A 216-nucleotide genomic window follows, 5' to 3' on the forward strand; every position below is an offset into this window, starting at 1 on the left:
CAGGAAGTCCACCGCACGAGTCTACGGAGAAGCCGCAACGGGCCCGACCGACGTGATCCGGTGCACGGCGAAGGTGCGGACGTCGTCGCTGCGCGGGTCGTGGGCGGTCAGCGGCCCGCCCTCGACCGAGACCGGGTGGACGACCCGCTCGGTGGAGGTGCCGTGGTTGTCGACGTAGGAGATGACGACCGACGTGCGGGTCTCGACGGCCTCGCG

The 216-nt window shown here is 71.3% G+C and carries 1 protein-coding gene; it reads right to left on the reverse strand.

All coding sequences use genetic code 11. The features are described from left to right. Positions 1 to 21 precede the first annotated feature (21 nt). Positions 22 to 216, reverse strand: a 195-nt coding sequence (locus QWY29_RS20800; protein WP_300963109.1) for a WYL domain-containing protein, incomplete at its 5' end; no start/stop codon positions are given.

This window comes from Nocardioides abyssi (genome assembly GCF_030412915.1).
Lineage (GTDB): Bacteria > Actinomycetota > Actinomycetes > Propionibacteriales > Nocardioidaceae > Nocardioides > Nocardioides abyssi.